Raw genomic sequence first — 548 nt, forward strand, 5'->3', positions numbered from 1 at the left:
CAATACAACTTGAGTAAGCGCATTAATTGGCTAAAATGGTTGACATGAAAAAAGCACCAAAGATAGTCATCTGGGAAAACTGCGATCATCACATTTCGGCTGCCATCCAGCAGTTTGAAGAACTCTGGCTACCATACTCAGTGTTATCACGCCGCTACCCCATCCTTCGCTTGATCAAGGAAGTCCTCGACCCCGCTGTAAATAGCTACATAAAAACTCTTCCAGCAAACTACACAGGGTATCTTCCTGGTGCGGCGGTCGGTGTACCTTTCAGTGAAATTGTAAGGCTAGTGGGGCTAGAGGCCATGGTCCGTATGCAACGTCAATTATTGCGACAGTTCATCAAAACTGAAGACCAGCAAACGGCGAGAGACATGTGCTTTGTCGCTACGCTTGAATCTTTGATTGGATTAGTCGGGTGCTGCGCATGTAAATCACCCAAAAGGTCTACCTCCAAAAAAGGCATCAACCTGAACAAGCAACGAAAACATGGATTTTGTGAGTTCTGCGGGAATATGACTGAGTTTGCTACCTTTATGGCAACGGTG

Annotated in this window: 1 protein-coding gene; it reads left to right on the forward strand. The window is 46.0% G+C overall.

Annotation, left to right across the window (positions count from 1 at the left end; translation table 11 throughout):
* Positions 1-44: 44 nt before the first annotated feature.
* A partial coding sequence (locus tag LD28_RS0113035; protein WP_206538762.1) for a hypothetical protein occupies positions 45-548 on the forward strand: 504 nt, incomplete at its 3' end.

The sequence above is a fragment of the Aeromonas finlandensis genome (genome assembly GCF_000764645.1).
Lineage (GTDB): Bacteria > Pseudomonadota > Gammaproteobacteria > Enterobacterales > Aeromonadaceae > Aeromonas > Aeromonas finlandensis.